A 16,700-nucleotide genomic window follows, 5' to 3' on the forward strand; every position below is an offset into this window, starting at 1 on the left:
CGAAATCTGAGTGACTGCGCCGGAGCACGTGAGTACGCGTGCTCACGTGGTGGCCGTGACCTGCTTCCAGACTCGGGGCATGAGAAATCGAACCTCCGCACCGACCGGCACGACCGCCCCTTCCCCGCGCCGCCTGTGGCCGGCGCTCGCGTGTGCCGCTCTCGCGGCTCTGGCGCTCACCGCCTGCGGCGCCGAGAAGCCGGACGCGGACAGGTCGCCGGGCAGCCGAGCCGACAGCGCGGGATCCCAACAGGGCGTGGCGTTCACGGAGATGCTGCAGCAGGTCGCGCAGCAGTGCCCCCCGAGTGCTCCGCCGCAGGCGCCGCCGTCGGGTCCGGCGCAGACGTCGCCGTCCGGGGAGACGCCGCCGGCCGGCGCCGTCGAGCCGATCGCCCCCACGGCGGGCCCCGAGGTGGAGTTGAACGCTCGTGACTGGTGCGCGAGCAACCTCCATGAAGAGCGCATCACCCAGGCGCTGTGGAATCTGGCGGACCCCACCCCCGCCAAGGTCAGGAAGATCCTCAACGACCTCGGCTACATCGACGAGCGCATCCACGACCTCAAGCAGTCCGGCACGGCCACACGGTTCTTCCTCGACCTGCGCGACCAGGGCGGACGTCTCTGCCTGGACGGCTCGGCGGCCGGCGAGCAGACCGTCGTCGACAAGTGCGTCGCCCCCGCGACCGGCCCGTTCACACCGGGGGAGCGCACAGCCTGACCGCCGGCCCGGGTCTCGCGGCCGAGATGACGCTGACGCTGACGAGGAACGGAATCCAGAAACCGCCTCCTCGCCACCCGGAAAGGAAAAGCCCGGGCCGCGGGAACTGCCGTGCGCGTACGGGGCCGCGGGGAAGCCGCCAGGTCACAACTGGGTCAACTTCTTCACTCTTCCCTCACAGTTGACGTCCCGGTGTGGGTAGTTTCGCCCCTCACGCACGTAACCAGGGGGCCTCGTGAGCTACTCCCAGCCTCAACCGCCGTTGCAGCCTCCGCCCGGATCGCCGCCTGCCCGTCCCGCACCCAGGTGGGCCCGCAAACGCTTCGTGCTGCCCGCCCTGGGCCTGGCGTTCATCGTCGGTCTGGGGAGCGCCGGTGCGGACGACCAGAAGCCGAACACGACGAAGACGGCGGTCAGCGACAAGACCCGGCCGACGGTCACGGCCACGGCCACGGTCACCGCGACGGCCACGGCGACGGAGACCGCGAAGCCGGAGCCCGCGCCGACGGTGACGGAGACGGTCACTGTGAAGGTGACCGTCACCGCGCACGCCGCCGCGAGGTCGGGCACGGACGGCAGTTCGACGTCCGGCGGCTCGTCGTCCGGCGGCGGCTCCGGCTCGTCGGGCGGCTCCGGTTCTGCGGGCGGCGGTGCGACGGCCCTGTGCAATGACGGTACGTACTCCTATGCCGCTCACCATCAGGGCGCCTGCTCGCACCACGGCGGCGTGTCCGTCTTCTACCGCTAGCCAACGCCTCGGGCATGGGCCGCCGTTGTGACGGCCGGAGCACGCGCGGAGCGAGGAGAGCCCCTGCCCGACGTCCCCGGTGGACCACGGCTGCCTCAGGGATGGGCGGCGCCCAGATCGTGCGAGATCGCGCGTGCACAGGCCCTGAGCGAGGAGACCAGGCGGTCGCGCACCGTCGCGTCCTCGTGGATGCGCGCGGCGACCGCGGACACGCTCACAGCGGCCACGGTCCCCCGGTTCCGGCCGTGGACGGGTGCGGCGATCGACACCATGCCGTCGCGCACCCGGTCGGGCAGGCAGACCCAGCCTCGCTGCCGAGCGGCTCGCAGCAGGCCGGAGGAAGCAGCCGATGTGCCGGCGGCGGGCTGGGAGGAGGGCGTCGTCAGCGCCGTACCCAGCGCGGTCCCCCTGGCGGGCACCACGCGGCCTGTCTCCAGAACCTGCCGGGCGCGGTCGCGGCGGACGATGTGATGGACGATCAGCACGCCCGAGGGGTGGGGCACTCCCACGTGCACCGCTTCTCCCGTGACCCTGGCCAGGTCGTCGGCCCAGGCCAGCGCCCGCGCGCGTAACTCGTGTCCGCGGAGCCAACTGCCGCCCAGCCGGACCAGTTCAGGGCCCAGCCCGTAGGTGCCGGACGATGTGTCGTGCTCGACCAGGCCCTCCTGTTCGAGGGCGTGCAGGATTCCGTGGACGGTGCTCTTCGGAAGGTCCAGTGCGGCTGCGGTGTCGGAGAGGCCGAACCGGCCCGTCCCGGTGGCGAACAGCCGCAGGACGGCCGCGGCGCGGGACAGGGACTGGATGGGAGGTGGCATGCTGCGGCCTCCTTCGGGTCGGGCCGACGGCGACGGCAGGGGGATGAGTGTGCCATACATGGAACGTGCTGGGGAGGGTGCATGACGCGTTCTTTCGGGCCCGGGTCGCTTCCCTTGCGTCGCCGATATGCCCGAGAAGGCGGGGAACTCTGAATGACCTCCGCGTATAAGGGCCGTGTAAGCAATATGCCGGCGAGTGCGCAAAAATTCTTCCGTGCCGGGCCGTTGCGTTCGCGGCCGCCCTCTGGAGAGGATGGCGTAGATCATCTCGGATGCCGGTGGGTGTGAGCCGTGGCGAGCGCAGGGGCGGCCGAGTTACTGCTGGGCGGCATAGTCATGCTGGGTGCGTCGGTGCAATGGCTGACCGGCATGGGTTTTGCACTCATCGCGGTGCCCGCGCTCGTTTTGGTACTCGGGACGACTCAGGGCGTTGTGCTCGCGAATTGTGTGGCCGGAGCCATCAGCGTCGTGGGGCTCACTGCGGGGTGGCGGCAGGTGCGCATCGGCGCCATGGTTCCCTTGATCATCGCTGCGGGATGCACGGTGCCCGCCGGTTCCTGGGTGGCGGCCCGACTGCCCGAACCTGTGCTGCTGGCAGGTATCGGAATACTGGTGACGCTGGCCGTCGCTTTCGTCATGGGAGGCGTGCGCATACCGGCTCTGGCGGGGACGAGAGGCGCTGTGGCCGCAGGGGCGGTGGGCGGATTCATGAATTCCGCCGCCGGCGTCGGAGGGCCGCCGTATTCGCTGTACGCGGTGAATGCGGGCTGGTCGGTCCGTGAATTCGTGCCGAACGCGCAATTTTATGGAATTTTGGTCAACGTTTTCTCGGTGGCCGCCAACGGTGTGCCCCGGCTGAGCGGGCCGGCCTGGTCGGTGGCCGTGGCCGCCATGGTGGCGGGCGCCCTCGTCGGCAGAGCGCTCGCGCCGAGGGTCCCCGAGGAGTGGGTGCGCCGCCTCATCTTCGCCCTGGCTCTGACCGGCGGCCTCTCCGTCCTGGTCAAGGGCGTCCAGGGGATGCTGTGACGCCGCACCGGGCGCCGCCCGCCCCGCAGGAGTCCCACCGGCGGCGAAGCTGCATCTGCCTGCACATACGCCAAGACCCCGTCCTCAGCGTAAGCGCTGGTGGCGGGGTCTTCGGACACCTCATGCAAGGTGCCCCCGGCAGGATTCGAACCTGCGCACACGGCTCCGGAGGCCGTTGCTCTATCCCCTGAGCTACGGGGGCGTGTCGGGCCAGAGTTGTTTGCTCGCGGCGACGGGTAGAACACTACCAGCTCCCTCGGGGTGTTCATGAACGTGTTTCTGCGGGCCGGAGCGTCGCCCGCGGGGGGTGGAAGTGGGGAAAACCCGGACGCGGTGGCCGGTCCGGACCTACTCTCGAGGTGTGCCAGGCGCGTCGGGCCGGGTGCTTGTTGTCGACGACAACAAGGTCATCCGGCAGCTGATCAGGGTCAATCTCGAGCTGGAGGGCATCGAGGTCGTGACCGCGTCCGATGGTGTCGAGTGTCTGGAAGTCGTCCATCAGGTGCGACCCGATCTCGTGACCCTTGATGTCGCCATGCCCCGGCTCGACGGGCTGAGGACCGCCGCTCGGCTGCGTACCGATCCACGCACGCGCGATCTTCCGCTCGCCATCATCAGTGCCTGTACGCAGTACGAGGTCGAGGCCGGTCTGGAGGTCGGCGTCGACGCCTTTCTCGCCAAGCCCTTCGATCCCGCCGAACTCGTCTCCCTCATTCGGACCCTGATGGACCGGGAGAGCGGCGCGGGGGAGGGCGTGGGGGCGGGGACGGGTGGCGGGTCCGGCGCAGGGCCCATGCCCGAGTAGAGCCGCCTTCCTCGATCCCTGCTTCCTCGATCCCTGCTTCCGTGATGCCTGCTTCCGTGATGCCTGCTTCCTCGATCCCTGATTCGTTTGCCCCGCCGTCCCCTGCTTCGCTCTCCCCCCGGTTCCCCGCTTCGCCTCCCCCGCCGCGATTCCCGCCGTCCCTTGGTTCGCTTCCTCGCGGCCCTCTTTTCTTTGTCGACGTCCACATAGCGGACCTCTGGCAAACCTGCTCGCCTACCCACCCCCCTCCTCCCCTACGCTTGTCCCGTGACCCCCGTCGAGCTCTCCCGTACCGTGCTGTGCGCGGTGCGTCGTGCCGTGGAGGCCGGGGAGCTCAGCGTGGCCGTGCCTGCGCGTGCCGTGGTCGCGCCGCCGGGGCCCGGTGGGCGTGGGGACTACGCCACCAACATCGCCCTCCAGCTCGCCCGGCCGGCCGGGCAGCCACCGCTCCGTGTCGCCGAGGTGCTCCGGTCGTACCTGGCCGCGTCCCACGGGGTCGCCGGCGTCGAGATCACCGGGCCGGGGTTCCTCAACCTCCGCCTCGACGGTTCCGCCGGTGCGGTCCTCGTCCGGCGGGTCCTCCGTGCGGGGCCGCGGTACGGGCACGGCGACCGGCTGGCCGGGCAGGTCTTCGCGGTGCGGGTGCCGTACGAGGTGCGGGCGGAGGTCGTCGCCGACGCGCTCGCGCGGATCGTCGCGGCGCAGGGCGGCCGCGTCGACATCAGTCACGACGGGCCCGTCACCCTGCGGCCCGCGCCCGCCCCCGAGGACCCGGCCCCGCTCGGCCTCGACGCCGCCCGCTGGGCCCTGCTCCACCCGGCCCCGCACGACCGGCCCCGGATCACCGCCGATCACCTGGTCCAGCGGGAGAGCAATCCCGTCTTCCGCGTCCGTTACGCCCACGCCCGCACCCGAGCCGTGCGCCGCAACGCCTCCGATCTCGGGTTCGGGCCGTGGTCCGACCCCGGCCCGCACGACGCCGACCCGGATGTCGACACGGATGTCGTCGCGGACGCCGAGGCCCGTGTCGTCGGCGCCGACTTCGGGCTTCAGGTGCCGTCCGAAGCCCACGATCTGCTTGCCCTTCTCGCGGACTACCCCCGCATCCTGGCCACGGCCGTGACCGACGCCCCGCAGCCGGTCACCCCCGGCCTCGACGCCGGCGCTCCCCCCCGTCTCGCCCGACACCTTCTGGCGCTGGCCGACGCGACCCTCGTCCTGCTTCCCGTCGTCCTTCCCCGTGGTGAGGAGAAACCCTCGGCCGCCCACCGTGCCCGGCTCGCGCTTGCCGAAGCCGCCGGGGCGGTGCTGGCCGGCGGCCTGTCCCTGCTCGGTATCGACGCACCCGATCACCTCTGAGAGAGCACGCCCAGATGAGCCGTTCCGCCCACCCCGCCGGGCCCCGTCACGCCGACGTCCTGCCCGAGGGCCACTACTCCGCGCCGCCCGCCGATCTGAACACCCTCGACGGCAAGGTCTGGGCGCAGACCGTCACACGCAACGCCGACGGTGTGCTGACCGTCGGCGGCGTCGACGTCGTCAGCCTCGCCGAGCAGCACGGCACCCCGGCCTACATCCTCGACGAGGCGGACTTCCGCGGCCGGGCGCGCGCCTGGCGCACCGCGTTCGGGAACGACGCCGACGTCTTCTACGCCGGCAAGGCGTTCCTGTCCCGGGCCGTCGTGCGGTGGCTGCACGAGGAGGGGCTCAACCTCGACGTCTGCTCCGGCGGCGAGCTGACCACCGCCCTGTCCGCCGGCATGCCCGCCGACCGCATCGCCTTCCACGGCAACAACAAGTCGACGGAGGAGATCCGCCGGGCCGTCGAGTCCGGGGTCGGGCGCATCGTCCTCGACTCCTTCCAGGAGATCGTGCGGGTCGCGCACATCGCGCAGTCCCTCGGAAAGCGCCAGCGGGTGCAGATCCGCATCACCGTCGGCGTCGAGGCCCACACGCACGAGTTCATCGCCACCGCCCACGAGGACCAGAAGTTCGGGATCCCGCTCGCCGACGGCCAGGCGGCCGAGGCGGTGCGGCGCGCCCTTCAGCTCGACGGGCTCGAGCTGATCGGGATCCACTCGCACATCGGGTCGCAGATCTTCGACATGTCGGGGTTCGAGGTCGCCGCCCACCGGGTGGTCGGGCTGCTCAAGGTGATCAGGGACGAGCACGGCGTCGAGCTGCCCGAGATCGACCTCGGCGGCGGTCTCGGCATCGCGTACACCAGCGACGACGACCCCCGCGAGCCGCACGAGATCGCCAAGGCGCTGACCGAGATCGTCACCCGGGAGTGCGAGGCCGCACGGCTGAGCACCCCGCGCATCTCCGTCGAGCCGGGCCGCGCGATCGTCGGACCGACCGCGTTCACCCTCTACCAGGTCGGTACCGTCAAGCCGCTCGACGGGCTGCGGACGTACGTCTCCGTCGACGGCGGCATGTCCGACAACATCCGCACCGCGCTGTACGACGCCGAGTACAGCGTGGCGCTCGTCTCGCGTGCCAGCGACGCCGAGCCGATGCTGGCGCGCGTGGTCGGCAAGCACTGCGAGAGCGGGGACATCGTGGTGAAGGACGCGTTCCTCCCGTCGGACCTGGCACCCGGTGACCTCATCGCCGTCCCCGCGACGGGCGCGTACTGCCGTTCCATGGCCAGCAACTACAACCACGTGCTGCGGCCGCCGGTGGTCGTCGTGCACGAGGGGGAGTCGCGGGTCGTCGTGCGCAGGGAGACCGAGGAGGACCTGCTGCGGCTCGACGTCGGCTGAGCGACCGGCCGGGAAATGGGCCCCGCGAAGGAGAATGGGGCTCAGAGAGGAAAGGGCGGAAGATCTCCTGTCCGCCGCCTCTGCGAAAATGAAATAGATGTCTCACGATCCGGACCGGGGATAGAAACTCCGGTCCGGTGAGTGAGACTGAACCAACCGGAAACAGCCGTAGACGGTATTCAGGAAACGAGGTCGGATGATGCGTACGCGTCCGCTGAAGGTGGCGCTGCTGGGCTGCGGAGTGGTCGGCTCAGAGGTGGCGCGCATCATGACGACGCACGCCGACGACCTCGCCGCGCGCATCGGGGCTCCCGTGGAGCTCGCCGGTGTCGCCGTGCGGCGTCCCTCCCGGGTCCGCGAAGGCATCGACCCCGCCCTCGTCACCACCGACGCCACCGCCCTAGTCAAACGCGGAGACATCGACGTGGTCGTCGAGGTCATCGGCGGCATCGAGCCCGCCCGTACGCTCATCACCGCCGCCTTCGAGCACGGCGCCTCCGTCGTCTCCGCCAACAAGGCGCTGCTCGCCCAGGACGGCGCCGCGCTGCACGCCGCCGCCGACGAGCACGGCGAGGACCTCTACTACGAGGCCGCCGTCGCGGGCGCGATCCCGCTGATCCGGCCGCTGCGCGAGTCCCTCGCCGGCGACAAGGTGAACCGGGTGCTCGGCATCGTCAACGGCACCACCAACTTCATCCTCGACAAGATGGACTCCACCGGCGCCGGCTACCAGGAGGCCCTCGACGAGGCCACCGCCCTGGGGTACGCCGAGGCCGACCCGACCGCCGACGTGGAGGCCTTCGACGCGGCCGCCAAGGCCGCCATCCTCGCCGGCATCGCCTTCCACACGCGCGTGCGCCTCGACGACGTCTACCGCGAGGGCATGACCGAGGTGACGTCGGCCGACTTCGCCTCCGCGCGGCAGATGGGCTGCACCATCAAGCTGCTCGCCATCTGCGAGCGGGCGGCCGACGGAGGGTCCGTGACCGCGCGGGTGCACCCCGCCATGATTCCGCTGAGCCACCCGCTCGCCTCGGTGCGCGGCGCCTACAACGCCGTGTTCGTCGAGTCGGACGCGGCCGGCCAGCTCATGTTCTACGGCCCCGGCGCCGGCGGTGCACCCACCGCCTCCGCCGTGCTCGGCGACCTCGTCGCCGTCTGCCGCAACCGGCTCAGCGGGGCGACGGGGCCCGGCGAGTCGGCGTACGCCGCCCTGCCGGTGTCGCCCATGGGCGATGTCGTCACGCGCTACCACATCAGCCTGGACGTCGCCGACAAACCGGGTGTTCTCGCCCAGGTGGCGACCGTGTTCGCCGAGCACGGGGTGTCCATCGATACGGTGCGCCAACAGGGCAAGGACGGCGAGGCCTCTCTCGTCGTCGTCACCCATCGCGCGTCCGACGCCTCCCTGACGGGGACCGTCGAGGCGTTGCGCAAGCTCGACACCGTGCGGGGTGTCGCCAGCATCATGCGGGTTGAAGGAGAGTAACCAATGACCCACCAGTGGCGCGGAATCATCGAGGAGTACCGGGACCGGCTGCCGGTATCCGACAGCACGCCGGTCGTGACGCTCCGTGAGGGCGGCACGCCGCTCGTGCCCGCGCAGGTGCTCTCCGAGCGCACGGGCTGCGAGGTCCACCTGAAGGTGGAGGGCGCCAACCCGACGGGGTCCTTCAAGGACCGCGGTATGACGATGGCGATCACGCGGGCCAAGGAGGAGGGCGCGCAGGCGGTCATCTGCGCCTCCACGGGCAACACCTCTGCCTCCGCGGCCGCCTACGCCGTCCGTGCGGGCATGGTCTCGGCCGTGCTCGTGCCGCGCGGCAAGATCGCGCTCGGCAAGATGGGCCAGGCCCTCGTCCACGGCGCGAAGATCCTCCAGGTCGACGGCAACTTCGACGACTGCCTCACCCTCGCCCGAGCGCTGAGCGACAACTACCCGGTGGCGCTGGTCAATTCGGTGAACCCGGTGCGCATCGAGGGGCAGAAGACGGCCGCCTTCGAGATCGTCGACATGCTCGGCGACGCCCCCGACATCCACGTCCTGCCGGTCGGTAACGCGGGCAACATCACCGCGTACTGGAAGGGCTATCAGGAGTACGCCGCCGACAAGATCGCCGCGAAGACCCCGCGGATGTGGGGGTTCCAGGCGTCCGGCAGCGCTCCGATCGTGCGCGGCGAGATCGTCAAGGACCCGTCGACGATCGCCACCGCCATCCGGATCGGCAACCCCGCCTCCTGGAAGTTCGCGCTGGCGGCGCAGGAGGAGTCCGGCGGCCGGATCGACGAGGTGACGGACCGTGAGATCCTGCGCGCCTACCGGCTGTTGGCGGCTCAGGAGGGCGTCTTCGTGGAGCCCGCGTCCGCCGCGTCGGTGGCCGGTCTGCTGAAGGCCGCCGAGCAGGGTCTGGTCGACCCGGGCCAGCGCATCGTCTGCACCGTCACCGGCAACGGCCTCAAGGACCCCGACTGGGCCGTCGCCGGCGCCCCGCAGCCCGTCACCGTCCCGGTCGACGCGGTCACGGCGGCCGAGCGCCTCGGCCTCGCGTAGCGGAATCCTGTCCACCACGGACCGGCGGGCTGCCCACCAGCCCGCCGGCGGACGGCGGACGGCGGACGGCGGATTGGGAACACCCTCTCCACCCGGAAGACCCGCTCCGCCTGGGACGGCCGCTCCCGGAACACCCGTTCCGCATGGAACGTCCGCCGCACGGGGAACATCCGTTCCACCGGCAGCACCCGTTCCGCGAGGGGCACCCGCTCGCCAGGGAACACCGCTTCCCGGCACCCTCGACGGGGACTTCCCCATCGGGGGTGCACAGGGGGCTTACGACACGCATCGTGCGCCTCCTGTGCGCCCTATGTCGCCGCAGAACCTTCCTTCGATAGGCTGTACTGAACCCGCCCGCCGCATATGCCGCGGTGCTGCGTCGCCGTAGCGGCGGCAGGGTCCTCATGTACGTAGCGCATCTCATTCCACAGCCCCGCAGCTCAAGGAGAGTCATCGCAAGATGGCCGGTCCCGCCTTCCGTGCCGCCCCCGTGCGTGTGCGCGTTCCCGCCACCAGCGCCAATCTCGGCCCGGGTTTCGACGCCTTCGGCCTCGCGCTGGGGCTCTACGACGACGTCGTCGTCCGGGTGGCCGACTCCGGGCTGCACATCGACATCGCGGGCGAGGGCAGCGAGACGCTGCCGCGCGACGAGACGCACCTGCTCGTCCGTTCCCTGCGCACCGCCTTCGACGTCCTCGGCGGTCAGCCGCGCGGACTGGAGATCGTCTGCGCCAACCGCATCCCGCACGGCCGGGGCCTCGGCTCCTCGTCCGCCGCGATCTGCGCGGGCATCGTCGCCGCGCGCGCGGTGACCATAGGCGGTGAGAGCAGGCTCGACGACGCCGCCCTGCTCGAGCTCGCGACCGAGATCGAGGGCCACCCGGACAACGTCGCGGCCTGTCTGCTCGGCGGATTCACCCTGTCCTGGATGGAGGCCGGCGCCGCGCGCGCGATCAGGACGGAGCCCGCCGATTCCATCGTTCCGGTGGTTTTCGTGCCAGGGAAGCCGGTCCTCACCGAGACCGCGCGCGGACTGCTCCCGCGCTCCGTCCCGCACGTCGACGCCGCCGCCAACGCGGGCCGCGCCGCACTGCTCGTCGAGGCGCTCACCCGGCGCCCCGAACTGCTGCTGCCCGCCACCGAGGACCGTCTGCACCAGGAGTACCGCGCGCCGGCCATGCCGGAGAGCGCCGCACTGGTGGAGCGGCTGCGCGCCGACGGAATTCCGGCCGTCATCTCCGGCGCCGGACCCACCGTGATGGCACTGGCCGACGCGGGCACCGCCGACAAGATCGAATCCTCGGCAGGCGCGGACTGGGCCGCGAACCGCCTGGCCATGGACCTGCAGGGGGCGTGCGTGCTGCCTCTTGCGCCCTCCGGCGACATCTAAAAAGCGCACGGTTGCCGGATTTCGAGAGGGGGAATGTTTGTTGGATCCGGTAGTGTTAACCTCAAGTCTGCACCCGACCCCACCACGGCGAGGTGCTTCGTGTCCCGCTTCGGGACAGACATTCTTCCGGGAGCTCCCCAAGCCGCACTGCGTTCCGTACGTCGTACCTGGGCAGTACGCCGTGCAACGACGCTGAGCGGCCCGCAGATGGGGGTCCCCCCTCTGGGGGAGCTTCGGAATCGGTGCTACCACGCCACGTGACACTGGGTGTCACGGCTCGTCGCGGAAGCGCCATCACCAGCAAATTCTCTTCCGCCGCACAAGGCGGACCACCGCCCCGGCTTCGCCACAGCAAGGATCGAAGCCGGACAGCACAAACGGTCGCCGAGCCAGACAGGCCGACGTCCGCTCCAGGGAAGGACCCTTCGTGAGCGACACCACCGATCTGATGGGCGCACGTGTCGAGGAGACCGCTGCCGCGCCCGCCACGGACGCCTCCGCGCCTGCCACCGGTGCAGGCTCCCGGCGACGCCGCGGTACCGGCCTCGAGGGCATGGTGCTGGCCGAGCTGCAGCAGGTCGCATCCGGCCTCGGCATCAAGGGCACCGCGCGGATGCGCAAGAGCCAGCTGATCGAGGTCATCAAGGAGGCGCAGGCGGGAGGCGGCGCCCCGGCCAAGGCCGCGGACCCGGTCGCCGAGACCAAGCCCAAGCGCCGCGCCACCTCCAAGGCCCGCACCGGAGACGCCGCCGACAAGAAGGCGGACGCCGCTCCGGCCGAGGCCGCCGCCGAGAAGGCCGTGGCCCAGCAGCAGATCGAGATTCCGGGCCAGCCGGCCGGCGCCGACGCGCCCGCCGAGCGCCGTCGCCGTCGTGCCACCGCCGACGTCGGCAGCCCGGAGACGGTCGCCGCCGAGGCGAAGAGCGCGCCGAAGGCCGAGACGCCCGCGCCGGCGCAGACCGAGGCCCAGGCACAGCCCCAGGGCGACGCCAGGAGCGACGCCGACGGCGGCGAGGGCCGTCGCCGCGACCGCCGTGAGCGCGGCCGTGACCGTGGCGAGCGAGGTGACCGCGGTGACCGCGGTGACCGCCGCAAGGGCGACGACCAGCAGGGCGGCCAGCAGGGTCAGCAGCAGCGCGGCGGCCAGCAGGGCCAGCAGCAGGGCGGCGGCCGCCAGGACCGTCAGCAGCGCGACAACGGCCCGCAGGACGACGACGAGTTCGGCGACGGCCGGCGTGGCCGCCGCGGCCGCTACCGCGACCGCCGTGGCCGCCGCGGGCGCGACGAGATCGGCGCCCCCGAGCCGCAGCTCGCCGACGACGACGTGCTGATCCCCGTCGCGGGCATCCTGGACATCCTGGACAACTACGCGTTCATCCGGACCTCCGGCTACCTGCCGGGCCCGAACGACGTGTACGTCTCGCTCGCCCAGGTCCGCAAGAACGGTCTGCGCAAGGGCGACCACGTCACCGGCGCCGTCCGCCAGCCGAAGGACGGGGAGCGCCGCGAGAAGTTCAACGCGTTGGTCCGCCTGGACTCGCAGAACGGCATGGCGCCCGAATCCGGGCGCGGACGCCCCGAGTTCAACAAGCTGACGCCGCTCTACCCGCAGGACCGGCTCCGTCTGGAGACCGACCCGGGCGTTCTCACGACCCGCATCATCGACCTCGTCGCGCCGATCGGCAAGGGCCAGCGCGGCCTGATCGTGGCCCCGCCGAAGACCGGCAAGACCATGATCATGCAGGCGATCGCCAACGCGATCACGCACAACAACCCCGAGTGCCACCTGATGGTCGTCCTGGTCGACGAGCGTCCGGAAGAGGTCACCGACATGCAGCGGTCGGTCAAGGGCGAGGTCATCTCCTCGACCTTCGACCGTCCGGCCGAGGACCACACCACGGTCGCCGAGCTCGCCATCGAGCGCGCCAAGCGTCTGGTGGAGCTCGGCCACGACGTCGTCGTGCTGCTCGACTCGATCACGCGTCTGGGCCGTGCGTACAACCTCGCCGCCCCGGCCTCCGGCCGCATCCTGTCCGGTGGTGTCGACTCGACGGCCCTGTACCCGCCGAAGCGCTTCTTCGGTGCGGCCCGCAACATCGAGGACGGCGGCTCGCTGACCATCCTCGCCACCGCGCTGGTGGACACCGGGTCCCGCATGGACGAGGTGATCTTCGAGGAGTTCAAGGGCACCGGCAACGCCGAGCTCAAGCTCGACCGCAAGCTCGCCGACAAGCGCATCTTCCCGGCGGTGGACGTGGACGCGTCCGGCACCCGCAAGGAAGAGATCCTGCTCGGCAACGAGGAGCTCGCGGTCACCTGGAAGCTGCGCCGGGTGCTGCACGCGCTCGACCAGCAGCAGGCGATCGAGCTGCTCCTCGACAAGATGAAGCAGACGAAGTCGAACGGCGAGTTCCTGATGCAGATCCAGAAGACGACGCCGTCGCCGGGCAACAACAACGACTGAGTCGACGACGACTGAAGTCGACGACGACCGACGTCGACGACTGAAGTCGTAGCCCGCAGACATCGGATCAGGGCCGTCCCCGCACGCGGGGGCGGCCCTGATCCGCGCTTCACGGGCGGGATACGATCTCGCTCTTCTTCCACCATCCTGATCCCGAGGGGGGACTCGCGTGGGTACACCCATGTCCGGGGGCGGCGGCCGGCACAGACGCCGGATACGGATCGCCCTGCCCGTCGCCGCGGCGGGCCTGGCAGCGGCCGTCGCCGGCGCGCTGTTCCTGTCGTCCGCCCAGGCCGCCGAGGCGCCGCCGGCGCCCGCCACGGCCGCGACGAAGTCGGCCAAGGAGCTGCGGAAGCTGATCGACGTCGCGGTCAGCGGCGACGAGACGCCGGGGCAGGCCTCGAAGGCGTCCCTCAGCGGGAGCACGAGCGTCGGCGCCGCCAGGGTCGACCCGAAGATCATCGGCGGTACGACGACGACCGTCGCCCGGGCCCCGTGGATGGCCCAGCTCTGGTACGGGGACGACCGGGGCACCAGCACCACCACCGACGACGTCGGCTTCTTCTGCGGCGGCTCGGTCGTCTCGCCGACGAAGATCCTCACGGCCGCGCACTGCGTCAAGGGCTACAACTGGCAGGCCCACGGTTACGTCGTCACCGGCAGCGCCCAGCTGATGTCCGACGACGGCAGCCTGCACGGCGGGACCGGCACCTACGTCCGCCGGCAGTGGAACCACCCGTCCTACAGCGCCACGACCATCGACAACGACATCGCCGTGCTGACCCTGGAGACGCCGGTCAGGGCCACACCGATCAAGATGACGACGAGCACGGACACCGCCTCGTACGCGACCGGCACCAAGGCCACGCTGTACGGCTGGGGCCGGACCACCTCGGCCACGCAGGACCTCTCCGAGACGCTGAAGACGGCCGTGCTGCCGATGCGGTCGGACGCCACCTGCTCGGACTTTTACGGCGCCGACTACCGCAAGGGCCACATGGTGTGCGCGGGCACGCCCGCCACCGGCGCCGACTCGGGCACCACCAGCGCCTGCAACGGCGACTCCGGCGGACCGCTGATCGTGCGGAACGCGGCCGGCCAGGACCGGATCGTGGGCGTCGTCTCGTGGGGCGTCACCAACTGCGTCGAGAGCGGCGCGTACAGCGTCTTCAGCAAGGTCTCCGCGTACGTCGGCACCGCCTACCCGCGCGTCGACGACAGCAACCTCAGCGGCGACCAGCTGGCCGACCTGTGGGCCCGCGCCGCGGCCACCAAGACCGGGTACGAGATGGACTCCAAGGGCGCCTCGCTGGGCGCCCGCGAGTCCTGGGGCAGCTGGAGCAGCTACAACCTGGTCCTGCAGACCGACCTGGACCGCGACGGCGTCCAGGACCTCGTCCTGCGGCGCGCGTCCGACGGTGACGTCTTCTGGCGGCACTACGTGCCCTCCAGCAACACCTGGGCGACCAAGCTGATCGCCGACAACTGGAAGACCCGCACCCAGATCGTCGCCCCCGGCGACGTCACGGGCGACTACCTGCCCGACCTGGTCTCCGTGGACTCGGCCGGGGCCCTGTGGGTCTACCCGGGCAACGGCGGCGGCTCCTTCGCCGCGCGCGTCAAGAACGGCACGGGCTGGAACCAGTACAACGTCCTGCGCGGACACGGCGACTTCACCGCCGACGGCAGGGCGGACCTGATCGCCCGCAACAAGAGCACCGGCGCGGTCTACCTCTACAAGGGCAACGGCGCCGCCGCGTCCGCCTTCGCGGCCCGCGTCAAGGTCGCCACCTGGAGCAGCACGACGTACAACGTCGTGGCCGCCGTCGGGGACGTCAACGGCGACGGCGTGGCCGACCTGCTCGCCCGCACGCCCGCCGGGGTGCTCTACCTGTACAAGGGAACCGGAACCGCCACGAGTGCGATGTTTGCCACAAGGGTGTCCCTCGGGACGACTTTCAAGCAGTACGACATCTTCGGCTGACGCCCCACGAAGCCGCAGGTGAGCGCCGTGTGCGGCCCTCACCTGCGGCACGCTCCGTGTGTGTTCCGGCACGTTTCGCACACGGGGTGGCGTGTAACCCTGTCCCGAGTTTCCCCGTCTGTCCTGGCGGAGTGACCATGGTGAGGTTCCACGAGAACAGAGGAGCACATGTCTGCCGAGAGCACGCCGGAGCCCGGCACACCGGGTGAGGCCGGCACGACGAGCGGGGCGGCCGACCGGAGCGGTCCGGACGGTCGGGGCGGCCAGGAGGGTTGGCGCGGTCCGCGCCACCGCAAGCAGCGCGCCGGCAGACGCAAGGGTCTGCTGATCGCCGCTTGGAGCGCCGCGGGCGTCCTCGTCCTCGGCGGCACCGGAGCGGGATACCTGTACTTCGAGCTCAACGGCAACATCAAGAGCGTCGACATCGACCAGGCGCTGGGCACGGCGCGGCCCACCAAGGTCGACAACGGCTCCGAGAACATCCTCGTGCTGGGCTCGGACACCCGCTCCGGCACGAACAAGAAGCTCGGCGGCGGCGCCGACGACGGCAGCGCCCGTTCCGACACCGCGATGGTCGTGCACGTCTACGAGGGCCACAAGAGGGCCAGTGTGGTCTCCATACCGCGCGACACCCTCGTCGACCGGCCCGCCTGCACGGACACGAAGGGCGTCACGCACGACGCGGCGTCCGACGTGATGTTCAACTCGGCGTACTCGACGGGCGGCGCGGCCTGCGCGGTCAAGACGGTCGAGGCGATCAGCGGCATCCGGATGGACCACTACCTGGAAGTCGACTTCGCCGGCTTCGAGAAGCTCATCGACGAACTCGGCGGCGTCGAGATCACCACGACCAAGGCGATCGACGACCCCGACAGCCACCTGAAGCTCGACGCGGGCACCCACACGCTCACCGGCGACCAGGCGCTCGGCCTGGTCCGCACCCGGCACGGCGTGGGCGACGGCTCCGACCTCGGCCGCATCCAGCTCCAGCAGGCCTTCGTCAAGGCCCTGGTCGACCAGGTCAAGCACGTCGGGCTGCTCACCGGCGGCACCAGGCTGTACGACCTCGCCGACACCGCCACCAAGGCCGTCACCACCGACTCCGACCTCGGGTCGCTGAACTCCCTGATGTCCTTCGCGAGCGGTCTCCAGGGCATCGGCGCGGCGGACATGACCATGGTGACGATGCCAGTGCGGTACGACCCGTCCAACCTCAACCGCGTCCTCGTCTCCGAGGCCAAGGCCGAGCAGGTGTGGACGGCGCTGAGGAACGACCGGCCCGTCCCGAAGGCGGCCACCGAGGGCAACGCCAGCGGCGAGGCGGCCGGGGTCGTGGCCTCGTCGTAGCCACCGGGGTCCGACCGCGCCCGGCGCCGAGGCCCCTGGGGAATAGATCGCCCCGCCCCCCGGTTTTGGGGGATACGGCCAGTGCTG

Annotated in this window: 13 protein-coding genes and 1 tRNA gene; 12 read left to right on the forward strand and 2 right to left on the reverse strand. The window is 71.0% G+C overall.

The genetic code is table 11. The features are described 5' to 3' along the window. Window positions 1–79 precede the first annotated feature (79 nt). The gene (locus QF032_RS26610) at window positions 80–718 is read left to right on the forward strand and encodes a hypothetical protein (protein ID WP_307057755.1); all 639 of its coding nucleotides are present in this window, start codon (window positions 80–82) and stop codon (window positions 716–718) included. A 235-nt stretch (window positions 719–953) separates the two neighbouring features. After that, a complete protein-coding gene (locus QF032_RS26615; RefSeq protein ID WP_307057756.1) occupies window positions 954–1,466 on the forward strand; it encodes a DUF3761 domain-containing protein in 513 nt (170 codons plus the stop codon). 95 nt (window positions 1,467–1,561) lie between these two features. Here the strand turns inward: QF032_RS26615 and QF032_RS26620 are convergent, their stop codons facing one another. After that, window positions 1,562–2,281 (reverse strand): IclR family transcriptional regulator, encoded by a 720-nt coding sequence (locus QF032_RS26620; protein WP_307045912.1) that lies wholly within the window; start codon window positions 2,279–2,281, stop codon window positions 1,562–1,564. Window positions 2,282–2,572: 291 nt separating this feature from the next. On the opposite strand from QF032_RS26620, the gene QF032_RS26625 reads away from it, so the two are divergent. Next, the gene (locus tag QF032_RS26625) at window positions 2,573–3,307 is read left to right on the forward strand and encodes a sulfite exporter TauE/SafE family protein (RefSeq protein WP_307045913.1); all 735 of its coding nucleotides are present in this window, start codon (window positions 2,573–2,575) and stop codon (window positions 3,305–3,307) included. A gap of 130 nt (window positions 3,308–3,437) precedes the next feature. On the opposite strand, the gene QF032_RS26630 is transcribed toward QF032_RS26625, so the two are convergent. Further along, window positions 3,438–3,509, reverse strand: a tRNA-Arg gene (locus QF032_RS26630). Between the two features lie 111 nt (window positions 3,510–3,620). On the opposite strand from QF032_RS26630, the gene QF032_RS26635 reads away from it, so the two are divergent. The 9 genes from QF032_RS26635 to QF032_RS26675 all read left to right on the forward strand — a co-directional run bounded on the left by QF032_RS26635 (window position 3,621) and on the right by QF032_RS26675 (window position 16,613). Next, on the forward strand, window positions 3,621–4,112 hold the full coding sequence (locus QF032_RS26635) for a response regulator (RefSeq protein ID WP_306949263.1): 492 nt from the start codon (window positions 3,621–3,623) through the stop codon (window positions 4,110–4,112). A 267-nt stretch (window positions 4,113–4,379) separates the two neighbouring features. Continuing rightward, entirely contained in the window at window positions 4,380–5,471 is a 1,092-nt protein-coding gene (nrtL, locus tag QF032_RS26640; RefSeq protein WP_307057757.1) for an ArgS-related anticodon-binding protein NrtL, read from the forward strand. A gap of 14 nt (window positions 5,472–5,485) precedes the next feature. Further along, a complete protein-coding gene (gene lysA / locus QF032_RS26645; protein WP_307057758.1) occupies window positions 5,486–6,877 on the forward strand; it encodes a diaminopimelate decarboxylase in 1,392 nt (463 codons plus the stop codon). Between the two features lie 196 nt (window positions 6,878–7,073). Continuing rightward, a complete protein-coding gene (locus QF032_RS26650) occupies window positions 7,074–8,366 on the forward strand; it encodes a homoserine dehydrogenase (protein WP_307057760.1) in 1,293 nt (430 codons plus the stop codon). 3 nt (window positions 8,367–8,369) lie between these two features. Then, window positions 8,370–9,428: a threonine synthase gene (thrC, locus tag QF032_RS26655; RefSeq protein ID WP_107441899.1), complete on the forward strand. Its 1,059-nt coding sequence runs from the start codon at window positions 8,370–8,372 to the stop codon at window positions 9,426–9,428. Window positions 9,429–9,888: 460 nt separating this feature from the next. Further along, window positions 9,889–10,818, forward strand: a complete 930-nt coding sequence (gene thrB / locus QF032_RS26660) for a homoserine kinase (protein WP_057584076.1) — start codon at window positions 9,889–9,891, stop codon at window positions 10,816–10,818. A 427-nt stretch (window positions 10,819–11,245) separates the two neighbouring features. Beyond that, the gene (rho, locus tag QF032_RS26665; RefSeq protein ID WP_307057762.1) at window positions 11,246–13,282 is read left to right on the forward strand and encodes a transcription termination factor Rho; all 2,037 of its coding nucleotides are present in this window, start codon (window positions 11,246–11,248) and stop codon (window positions 13,280–13,282) included. A 181-nt stretch (window positions 13,283–13,463) separates the two neighbouring features. Beyond that, window positions 13,464–15,266 carry a trypsin-like serine protease gene (locus tag QF032_RS26670; RefSeq protein WP_307060383.1) on the forward strand — a complete coding sequence of 601 codons (1,803 nt, stop codon included), beginning with the start codon at window positions 13,464–13,466 and terminating at the stop codon, window positions 15,264–15,266. A gap of 168 nt (window positions 15,267–15,434) precedes the next feature. Continuing rightward, window positions 15,435–16,613: an LCP family protein gene (locus QF032_RS26675; protein WP_307057764.1), complete on the forward strand. Its 1,179-nt coding sequence runs from the start codon at window positions 15,435–15,437 to the stop codon at window positions 16,611–16,613. Window positions 16,614–16,700: the final 87 nt, after the last annotated feature.

The organism is Streptomyces achromogenes (assembly GCF_030816715.1).
GTDB lineage: Bacteria > Actinomycetota > Actinomycetes > Streptomycetales > Streptomycetaceae > Streptomyces > Streptomyces achromogenes_A.

What these genes read in the sequence shown, in the direction of transcription:
- QF032_RS26610 (WP_307057755.1), top strand. Translation starts at nt 80, where the DNA reads ATGAGAAATCGAACCTCCGCACCGACCGGCACGACCGCCCCTTCCCCG.
- QF032_RS26620 (WP_307045912.1), bottom strand. Translation starts at nt 2,281, where the DNA reads ATGCCACCTCCCATCCAGTCCCTGTCCCGCGCCGCGGCCGTCCTGCGG.
- lysA (WP_307057758.1), top strand. Translation starts at nt 5,486, where the DNA reads ATGAGCCGTTCCGCCCACCCCGCCGGGCCCCGTCACGCCGACGTCCTG.
- QF032_RS26650 (WP_307057760.1), top strand. Translation starts at nt 7,074, where the DNA reads ATGATGCGTACGCGTCCGCTGAAGGTGGCGCTGCTGGGCTGCGGAGTG.
- thrC (WP_107441899.1), top strand. Translation starts at nt 8,370, where the DNA reads ATGACCCACCAGTGGCGCGGAATCATCGAGGAGTACCGGGACCGGCTG.
- thrB (WP_057584076.1), top strand. Translation starts at nt 9,889, where the DNA reads ATGGCCGGTCCCGCCTTCCGTGCCGCCCCCGTGCGTGTGCGCGTTCCC.
- QF032_RS26670 (WP_307060383.1), top strand. Translation starts at nt 13,464, where the DNA reads ATGTCCGGGGGCGGCGGCCGGCACAGACGCCGGATACGGATCGCCCTG.
- QF032_RS26675 (WP_307057764.1), top strand. Translation starts at nt 15,435, where the DNA reads ATGTCTGCCGAGAGCACGCCGGAGCCCGGCACACCGGGTGAGGCCGGC.